We start from the raw sequence: 9,779 nt of genomic DNA, 5'->3' as shown, positions 1-9,779 counted from the left end.
TTTAAAGACTACCTGAAAACTAGAAAGAATTTAAAGCCAAGAACTATAGATAATCACAACCACATATTAGACAAAGCCTTCACGGGCTGGAAAAGCAAGCCAATGTTATCAATAACCAGAGATCGCATTGCTAAATACCACGAAAAGCTCGGCAATGAACATGGAGAAGCCTATGCTAATCTAGCCATGCGAATCCTAAGAGCTTTATTCAATTTTGCAGCAGGCCAATATGAAGACAGCAGTGGTCACTCTCTCTTTATTGATAACCCTGTAAAACGTCTGTCACAAACTCGCGCGTGGTATCGCATTGAAAGACGTAAGACTTATATTAAATCGCATGAGCTAGCCGCATGGTATTCAGGTTTGCAGGAATGTCAAAATGAAACATTACGTGACTATCTGCTATTAATCTTATTAACTGGCCTACGCAGACAAGAAGCTGCGACCATAAAGTGGTCTGATCTCGACTTAAAGGCCAAGACATTTACTATCAACAAAACCAAAAACAATGAATCCCATACCCTACCCCTTTCAGACTTTCTTTATGATTTACTGATAGCCAGAAAAGAAAATGCAATTAGCGATTATATTTTCCCAGGCTCTGGTGCAGCAGGTCACATTATTGAACCACGCAAAACCATGGCGCATGTAATAAAAAGCTCAGGGGTGCATTTCACCGTGCATGATTTGAGACGAACTTTTATCACCATAGCAGAAAGCCTCGATATCCCCGCCTACGCTTTAAAACGTTTAATGAACCATAAGATGAGTAATGACGTAACCGCTGGATATATCATTGTTGATGCCGAACGACTACGAAAGCCGATGCAGCTTATTACTGATTATATTTTAAAATGTATGGGTGTAGTAAAATCAGCTGATATTATTGCCATCCAACCTACAAAAACGGAGTTTTTGAAATGAGTATGCCTGAACTGCCCGAATTACTTACAGCGATTCGTTCTATACTAAACCAAGCACGAGACCAGCTCCAGAAGACAGTTAATCATGCGATGGTGCAAACCTATTGGAATGTTGGCCGTCTAATTATTGAGCATGAGCAACAAGGCGCAAAACATGCGGCTTATGGAGAATATCAATTAAAACACCTTTCTAAACAATTACAATCTGAATTTGGTAAAGGTTTTAACGAACGCAATTTGAGAAGAATGCGAACCTTTTACTTAGCATATCCAATTTGGACCGCAGTGCGGTCCGAATTAAGCTGGACACATTATCGCGCTCTATTAAGTGTAGAAAATAAAACAGCTCGTGAATGGTATATGAAAGAAGCGATAGAACAGTTTTGGAGTACCAGAGCATTAGAACGACAGATAGATAAACTGTATTACGAGCGATTATTATCTAGTAAAGAAAAGCAGCCTGTAATTGATGAAGCGAAAGCACGTACCGATGAATTAAAAAACGCACCAAAAGATTATTTGCGCGATCCTTACATTTTAGAGTTTTTGAATTTACCCTACGCTTCAACATTGGAGAGTAACCTAGAACAGGCACTTATTAATAACCTGCAACAGTTTTTACTTGAACTTGGCAAAGGCTTTGCATTTGTAGCACGTCAGCAACGCATCGCTACAGAAGATCAAGATTTTTACATCGATTTAGTATTTTACAACTATAAACTTAAATGTTTCCTCCTTATTGACTTAAAAATAGGTAAACTGACTCATCAAGATGTTGGGCAAATGGATACCTATGTAAGAATTTATGATCAACATCGCAAAGACTCTGACGACAACCCGACCATCGGTTTAATTTTATGTAGCGAGAAAAGTGAGGCTGTTGCTAAATACTCTGTGTTAACAGAAAGCAAACAACTCTTTGCTTCTAAGTATTTACCTTATTTACCTACAGAGGAAGAACTTCGAAATGAACTTGAGCGAGAGCGTGCTATTTTAAATGAATTACCTAGCCAAGATGGATAACTATATTAAATATTAATCCCAATAAATCCGCAATTTCGATTATTCAAATCAAAATCCAATTTGGCACTCACTGTGTGCCAAATCATAACTTCAAGTATGTTCCATTTTGGAACTCACTTAGGGTTTTCGAAACGAACTTTCCGGAATTTTCGGATGGTTAATCCCAACCTTAACATGCAACTTAAATGAATAACTTAAACATGATGTTGCAAGAATAAAAGGGCTAATTATTAAACATTGCAAAGCAATGTATATTGCGCCCTTGGAAAATTCTTTCCTTCGGGATAATTTAAAGTTAAAAAATTTTTAAAGCTGAATTCTCGACTGTAAATTTTAATGCGAGCAATGAGCAATCCGAAATTTCGGAAACTTCGTTTAAATTTTCATTATTGTTATGAGGGTATTTATTACTGTCCAACAGATTTGGCACGCAGTGCGCTCCAAAGTAGATTCCCAAGATAGATCTTTTGTATATATATTTGGGTAACCTGATAAAATTCGCCAAATTTCATCATCATAAATTAACCGTTTCTCCCCTATACGCTCTTGGAAATACTCCATTAATTCATGTGTATTGTTAATAGTTCCGGGATCTCGTAAGACGAGAAACATATCATCTATATATCTGCCATAATAAATGGGTGTTATTTTTTCCAATACTAATTTATCCCAAGAATGCAATAACACATTTGATATAATACGTGATGCAGTAAGACCTATGGCTAAACCACCATTGATATGATTAATATCACTTTCACCTAAAAAAACTTTAATAAATTCACCGGCATTACTTGACCAATGCTTTAATAACTCACTTAGTTGATTTGTAAAGTCATTAATTAACTCTAAATTATGAGATTCATTGTTTAGACCTATTGCTGTTTGAAAATCACTAGAAGCAAAAAAAGTTGGATCAATAGAATGGTAATAGTTTTTTAAGTCTAACGAGACTGCAATAACTTTATGTTCTTTTTCAAGCTCCCATCGTATCGCTTGTAACCCATTTTTTCTCCATTTCTGATATGGTTGAAAATATGGCTCAAAAGAACCTATTGCAGTGATGTGAAATGATTTAGGTGCATTTTTATCTAATACTTTTTCATTTCTAACTCTACGCAATCTCGAACCATAGGATGATTCATCAAGGCACGCGTCAAATTTATGTCCTATCATATTTATCCAAAGTGCTGAAATAATATGAGTATCGACAGGAAAATCACCGATAATTCTAAATTCAGGAGTTATACTATTTTGTTCTTTAAGTGTTTTGAATGCTCTAACAGGATCAGAGAAATGCGCATGCCCGTTATTAAATTCATTTGGCTTTAATATTAATTTTTTGGGAATAATTCGACACTCACCTAACAAGCTGGAATCATTCATAAAGCCGTTATTTGTTCGTAATTTTTCTAACAATTTATTTAAGTTAACTAAAAGATCCCGCTCATACTCAGAAAATTTAATACCTGATGGGAATATATTCTCAAAAAAACTTTACTACTACTTCTTCTTAACACCAAATAATGGCGTCCCCAAGGGGATTCGAACCCCTGTTACCGCCGTGAAAGGGCAGTGTCCTAGGCCTCTAGACGATGGGGACCTGGAACTTATTGTTACTTCTTTACTACTACTTCTTCTTAACACCAAATAATGGCGTCCCCAAGGGGATTCGAACCCCTGTTACCGCCGTGAAAGGGCAGTGTCCTAGGCCTCTAGACGATGGGGACCTTGAACGTTTTCTCCATCAACATGCAAACATGTTGATGGTGGAGCTAGGCGGGATCGAACCGCCGACCTCTTGCATGCCATGCAAGCGCTCTCCCAGCTGAGCTATAGCCCCAATAAGCCTCGCAGTTTAAAGACCCAACTCAAAACTGTCAAGTGATTTCTAATTTTTTTGATAAATTTGAGTTATTTCCCCCAAATCCCCTAACTGATTTGTCAAATCTATCAGAATATTGCCTAATCAAAACCAACATTTCAATAATGTTGCCAAAAAACTATGGTGGAGAATTACCGCAACGTGCTCGCGGTAATTCAAAAAAGGAAAATGACTCAGGTTATTGAACAGTTGCTTCGAGGCCTATTGATTTTGCTGGGCAACGGTATGCATTTCCCAGATTAGTCACATTAGTTTGAGCAGAGCTGCCGCTCATATATCCTCCCTGCTGATTGAAGGAGCCTCCCATAGAGCCGGTTACTCCTGCACGATTAGTAATTAGCCGAACATAATTAGCACCTAATTGATTGGCTTTATTTCTAAGATCATTCATTGCCCCTTCTTCAAGGTTGCGATTGGAAGTATATTCTCCAGTAAAAAAGTTCCCTTGATTGCCAACAACCTGCCCCAGATACTTGCATCCTTTCGGTGCAGGATCAGGCGAAACGACAATACGGGCAGCTTGTGGATCGACAGGGATAGCCGCACACGAGGTAATCAAAATTGTCAAAGCTGAAATTGAGAGTAATTTATTCATAATAACTGCCTTAAATAGAAACTAATTTAGATAAGAATGAAGCAGAAAAAACCAATGCTTGCATTCAAATGGGTAAAACATGAACATGTTAATGGCTGTCTATTTTAAATTCAAGATAATTCATTAAATGAACAAAATGAATGAAGAACAATTAGAAAAGTCAATAATACTAGCCTTGAAATACTAAAATAGTGTCATCAGCTAAAGGCTCTTGCTCCACCAGGTTATCCACTTGCTTCAATACGTTCTCCACTCGTTCTAAGACAGAAGTGTGAATAATTGTTCGTAAGGCCTTATTATGAGGAATAATGACTCGTTGCCCCATTTCTATCAATTGTTGGGAAGTTAAAATAAGATCCGTTTTATAAACAGCCTCTGTATTACGGATAAATTGTTCACCAAAAAACTCATTCCAGGACACTGTATCATTATATCGACACATCATTATCGCCCAAAAATCAAAAATGCACTCAGGCTCAGTATGTAATCTAATGTAAGTATGACTTTGATGTGAATAAATCGTTTCGATAGAGAGCTCAAAATCAAATTCAGTTGCCAAGATATAGGCACCTATAATAGAAAATACCTCACAAGTGCCTGTCCCATATACATAGCCATTTGTAAAAAATTGTTCAAAATGCTCCTGAGCTGATAGTAATTTTTGTTTATTCTCTGCGCGTGGGCAGAGGGTATTCGCAATTACTGCAGGCAGTGCTTTACATTCATCAGCAGTGTAAGGCGATAGACGAAAATGCTGCTGCTTTTGTTGGTTAGCATAATAAACATTACTTGCATTTTGAGCAGCTTTACTATTGCATGGCCCAAAAATAAGTATCTCACTAACTCTAATTTGAATACGGTTAAATAACTCATACATAGCATCCTCTTTCTCATAAAGAGTTGCGTGTTCATTTAGAAAAGAGCTAAGGGAAGGCATAGCGAATAAATTAATTTAACTTAATATTGATAGTGACCTTGAAGTATACATTACCTATTGACTCAAAATAAACTCAATTACCTTTTTTGGAGACATATGAAACAAAATATAAGGTTTTTGTGTTTATTATTATCAATTCATTAAAATAAACACTATTCTTTTAGTAAATAATGATCAGGATGTGTGCGTTCAAGGAGCTAACCAACATGACTGAAGAAATTACTACTCGTTCCTGGTGGAGTCGAATCAAGGATGCGTTTATAGGTATTTTTATTGGAATAGGTTTGATTATTGGGGCTATTGTCCTCATTTTCTGGAATGAACGCCATAGTTTACATACAGCCCAATCATTGGAGCAAACTCATAAAATACTTATTTCAGTTCCCAATTCCCCTATCAATAAAGAAAATAATTTTAAGGTAGTGTATTTAAGCGGTCAGGCAACAACAAATGATCAATTGGAAGATTCGACCCTGGGTATCACGATAAATGCTATAAGTCTAAATAGAAAGGTAGAAATGTATCAATGGGAAGAAAAAGTTGAAACAAAAACCGAATCACAAATGGGTGGTTCAGAAAAACAGATAAAAACCTATAGTTACGATAAAATTTGGTCTGCCAATTTAATTAACAGCAGTAATTTTAAAAATCCAGACGGGCATCAAAATCCAGACACTATGCCCATACACTCTTTGCTGCAATATGCCAAAACAGTTACTTTAGGCGAATTTACTCTTCCTGACGAATTGATTCGCCAAATCAATGTCAGCGAACCTGTTGATTTATCCAAGGTCAATAAGGAAACATTGAAGTCTCAATATAACAAACCAATACATCTGACTAACAATGAGTTATATCTAGGCCAGGAGCCCCAAAATCCGCGGCCAGGAGACATCAGAATTAACCTTACTGCGGCTTATCCTCAAATAGTCAGTATTATAGGTCAACAAACCGGAAATACCTTGCAGGCATATCTTGCACCAGCAGGTGAGTCAGTATTTCTATTGTCGACAGGGCAACAATCTGCAGATCAAATGATAGAACAAGCTCAATCAAAAAATAAAATGATGGCATGGATTTTACGTTTGGTTAGTTTGTTTATGTTAATTGGAGGATTTTCCTTAATCCTTAATCCTTTAGTTGTCCTCTCAGATGTGCTTCCATTCCTTGGCAGAATAGTTGGATTTGGTACAGGATTTATCTCGTTCATATGTGGATTGGGAATATGGATTGTTGTGACAGCCATAGCCTGGTTTGCAACCAGGCCCTTCTTATCAATTGGATTAATCGCAATCGTAATTTCTGGAGGCTATTTAATAATAAAAATGAGAGCGAAAAAAATACCATCTCCCCCTAACCCGCGAAGCGAAACGACATCGACCAAGACAGAATAATCCGAATGCGCCGTGTTTATCACGGCACTATTGGAACTCGCGCATAGAACCTAGGCTAAGGATTAAATCAAAAGTCCAGATGCAACACAGTGAAATAAGGCGAGGTATTTGAATCACCATATCTGCTTCCTTATTCACCCTCTTTAGTTAAAAACAAGCACTATGGGCAACAAAAACATTAACAAACGTTAAAAGAACGATTACTATTCATTACATTATATTGATTTAACTTTAGCTTTTTACGAATCCTCCTATTTGTATGCTAGGAAATAGCTAAGGTTGACTATTTAAATACTTTGCTTTATCAGGAGAAAAATGAACAGCTTCAAACGCGGTATAAGCACTATAATTTTCATGGGCAGATGGTTACAGCTCCCACTTTATTTAGGACTCATTCTAATACTAGCAGCCTATGTATATCGTTTTATAGGAGAATTATACGAGTTAATCACTCATTTGAATGGTTTTGACGACACTCATATTATGTTAGGTGTATTAGATTTGATTGATGTGGTCATGATAGCCAATCTACTTATTATGGTAGTCATGGGTGGATATGAAACCTTCGTATCGCATTTACAACTGGATACACACCCGGATCAGCCCGAATGGCTGGATCATCTTGATGCTGGGGCTATGAAAATAAAACTGGCTCTCTCCCTTATCGGTATATCGTCCATACATTTGCTAAGAACGTTTATAGAACCGACCAAACTCAGTAATTATTCTGTAATGTGGCAGGTAATTATTCATCTGACCTTAATTATCTCGGCATTAGCAATTGCATTTACTAATCGATTGTTAGACCATAAAAAAGCCCCTGAGCCACCGACGGCTTAAGATTCGTGTATTTAACAAAGATTTACTCTCAAATGAAGATAAATCTCCCCCTGGTTCGGTGAACCAATTTTGACTAGTGGTAAAGATGTTTGCGAACCAAGTAAAGCAATTGCTTCGCAACACACAACGCCTTGCTTTTATGCGATAGATAATGGTTCACGGAACCTAATGAAATATGAGTATTTTTATCAGACTTAAAAAAACAATGACTGACTTAAAAGTATTCGATAGAATAAATATGACTTAGCCTTTACTGTTACTGAATCGGTTAAATGGAGTCACTTTTAAATAAGGATATCGAAAATGACGGACACTCCTGTAAATAGCTTAGAAATAAATGAAATGGAATTGACCTCCTCCATTGACACCCCATCGTCGTTATTAAATACAGATAAAGCTAAGAAATCCCTTGCAGAAATTGAAGAAAATGAGCAATCAGTTGCTACAATTAAGGCATTGATTGATTCGATAATAGATAGCATTGCTCAGAATCAAAGTATGTTGACACGCGCTGCTCTTTTCTGGGGAAAACTACCCCTTTGGCAAAAGATAGGTGTTGGTCTACTCTTGATTGCCCCAACATTAATACTTGGTATCGTATTACACATATCGCTTCTTATAATAATAAGCGCTTTAACTTTAATCACTTTTGTGCCAACAAGCCTTGCTCTTGATAATCATTATGAACATGATGAACAAGTCACAGATCAATTGAAAGACAGCATGACCATTATGGCTACATCACTGGAATCCGTTTTAGATACGATGGAACATCTTCGTTCGAAACTGGCACATCAGATAGACAATTTTCATCAGGAAAATGAACGACTGATTAATGGAATTATAAGTTTGAGCAGCCAGATAGATAAACTAACCACCAAATCTAAAGAACTAGCGAAGACAGAGCAGGAACTAAGAGCAATACAGGTTGACCTTGAAAATTTAGACAAAACACTCCGCATATCGGTAGAAGAACAAACTGAGCGGCTTACCAAAAACCAACAAGAAATAGATTCAACCTCACAAGCATTTAAAGCGAATCAGGATGAGCTTGCTAAAACCACCCAGGAACTAGATGCTGTACGAAAAAACTTGGGCAAAGTGATTGAAGACAACCAAAATGTCACACAAATAATGAAGGAAACCGTAGAAAAATTGGCAAAACTTTTTATCCTTGATGATCAGACCCGAAATGAATTTCAATTGAAATTAGATGATTTTCTCACGAATAAAGAAAAAACGTTTAATGAAATTGCTGCCCGCATTTACAAAGCAAACCAACAGCTGAGTCTGACGCGAGACGAGCTAAACCGCACAAATCTGCGTTATGAGTCTCTTCTGAAGAGACAAACAGAACAATTGAATAAATTGGATATGCCCGCACGTCCTTCAGAAACTGACGATTCTGAAGTTATTATTGGAAAAAATGCCCATAAAATAAGAAAATTCGGGATTAATGCCCGCACTCCATCGCATCATCCAGAGCCACAAGAAATACATACCTCCGATGAGAACATCATGCGTCAAAGATCAGTAAGATGAAGACTGGCCTTTTATTACATTATTCAGAAAATCGAGTTATCCAATATTTTTGCGAGGAGCTTGTACCTTTTGGAACTGGCTCCACTATTATTGTCTGAACCAATGGAGGAGAAAATGGACCATCTGCTGTTGCCCATTGGTAAGTAATTTGAAATTGAATTGCATTTTCACGGTTTACATTTTTTTTAATTGTAAATGAAGTAATCCATGGGCTAGAAGTTCCTGAAACCCAGTAAGGCCAATTATCTTTATATTTATTCTTCAGCTGATCTGAAAACAGCATGAATTGAACTGCAGCATTTCGGTTTTTGTTTGCGGTAGCAAATAGTGTAGCCAGAGCATCGGGCGAATCAGGCGCCAAAGCCTGTTCCAACATTGAAATTCGCGCGGCATCAGATTCTGTCTGAGGAATAGAACCTGCCAGACTAATAGTGGAACAAAAAAATACTCCAATAAAACCTAACAAGGCTAATTGCTTATGATTCATTTTTTCTCGGGTGACAGAAGAATGCGTCCTTAAATTATAAACTAAAATATTTTCTGTGCTCTATTCATCAGTAAATATTCAAAATATCCTCAAAACACCACGTTATTTTATAGATGCTACACTTAAGTCAAAGAGTTATTTAATTGTTTATTCCAC

9 protein-coding genes and 3 tRNA genes are annotated in these 9,779 nt (G+C 36.9%); 5 read left to right on the top strand and 7 right to left on the bottom strand.

What is annotated here, in order from left to right; translation table 11 throughout:
• Positions 1–924, top strand: a 924-nt coding sequence (locus Q0495_RS15575) for a site-specific integrase (protein ID WP_298627917.1), incomplete at its 5' end; no start/stop codon positions are given.
• Positions 921–1,946 (top strand): PDDEXK nuclease domain-containing protein, encoded by a 1,026-nt coding sequence (locus Q0495_RS15570; RefSeq protein ID WP_298627915.1) that lies wholly within the window; start codon positions 921–923, stop codon positions 1,944–1,946. The genes Q0495_RS15575 and Q0495_RS15570, both read left to right, overlap by 4 nt.
• A 375-nt stretch (positions 1,947–2,321) precedes the next feature.
• Here Q0495_RS15570 and Q0495_RS15565 read toward each other — a convergent pair whose 3' ends face one another.
• From Q0495_RS15565 to Q0495_RS15540, 6 genes are all read right to left on the bottom strand, one after another.
• On the bottom strand, positions 2,322–3,329 hold the full coding sequence (locus tag Q0495_RS15565) for an RNA-directed DNA polymerase (protein ID WP_298627914.1): 1,008 nt from the start codon (positions 3,327–3,329) through the stop codon (positions 2,322–2,324).
• A gap of 141 nt (positions 3,330–3,470) precedes the next feature.
• Positions 3,471–3,546: transfer RNA gene (locus tag Q0495_RS15560), tRNA-Glu, on the bottom strand.
• A 51-nt stretch (positions 3,547–3,597) separates the two neighbouring features.
• A tRNA-Glu gene (locus Q0495_RS15555) sits at positions 3,598–3,673 on the bottom strand.
• A 37-nt stretch (positions 3,674–3,710) separates the two neighbouring features.
• Positions 3,711–3,786 (bottom strand) — tRNA-Ala (locus Q0495_RS15550).
• Between the two features lie 220 nt (positions 3,787–4,006).
• Positions 4,007–4,423 carry a DUF4156 domain-containing protein gene (locus tag Q0495_RS15545; RefSeq protein ID WP_298627912.1) on the bottom strand — a complete coding sequence of 139 codons (417 nt, stop codon included), beginning with the start codon at positions 4,421–4,423 and terminating at the stop codon, positions 4,007–4,009.
• 169 nt (positions 4,424–4,592) lie between these two features.
• A complete protein-coding gene (locus Q0495_RS15540) occupies positions 4,593–5,300 on the bottom strand; it encodes a hypothetical protein (RefSeq protein WP_298627910.1) in 708 nt (235 codons plus the stop codon).
• A 266-nt stretch (positions 5,301–5,566) separates the two neighbouring features.
• Between Q0495_RS15540 and Q0495_RS15535 the strand changes: the two genes are divergently transcribed.
• The 3 genes from Q0495_RS15535 (at position 5,567) to Q0495_RS15525 (ending at position 9,136) form a co-directional block, all read left to right on the top strand.
• Positions 5,567–6,754 carry a TMEM43 family protein gene (locus Q0495_RS15535; protein WP_298627908.1) on the top strand — a complete coding sequence of 396 codons (1,188 nt, stop codon included), beginning with the start codon at positions 5,567–5,569 and terminating at the stop codon, positions 6,752–6,754.
• A gap of 315 nt (positions 6,755–7,069) precedes the next feature.
• A complete protein-coding gene (locus Q0495_RS15530) occupies positions 7,070–7,594 on the top strand; it encodes a TIGR00645 family protein (protein WP_298627906.1) in 525 nt (174 codons plus the stop codon).
• A gap of 303 nt (positions 7,595–7,897) precedes the next feature.
• The gene (locus Q0495_RS15525) at positions 7,898–9,136 is read left to right on the top strand and encodes a LegC2/C7 family Dot/Icm T4SS effector (RefSeq protein WP_298627904.1); all 1,239 of its coding nucleotides are present in this window, start codon (positions 7,898–7,900) and stop codon (positions 9,134–9,136) included.
• Between the two features lie 19 nt (positions 9,137–9,155).
• On the opposite strand, the gene Q0495_RS15520 is transcribed toward Q0495_RS15525, so the two are convergent.
• Complete coding sequence (locus Q0495_RS15520; protein WP_298627902.1) at positions 9,156–9,623, bottom strand: hypothetical protein; 468 nt, start codon at positions 9,621–9,623, stop codon at positions 9,156–9,158.
• Between the last annotated feature and the right edge of the window lie 156 nt (positions 9,624–9,779).

It is taken from the genome of uncultured Legionella sp., assembly GCF_937871865.1.
In the GTDB taxonomy this organism is placed as follows: Bacteria; Pseudomonadota; Gammaproteobacteria; order Legionellales; family Legionellaceae; genus Legionella.
The sequence above is the reverse complement of the archived record's forward strand: the minus strand, read 5'-3'. Positions and strand labels throughout refer to the sequence as shown.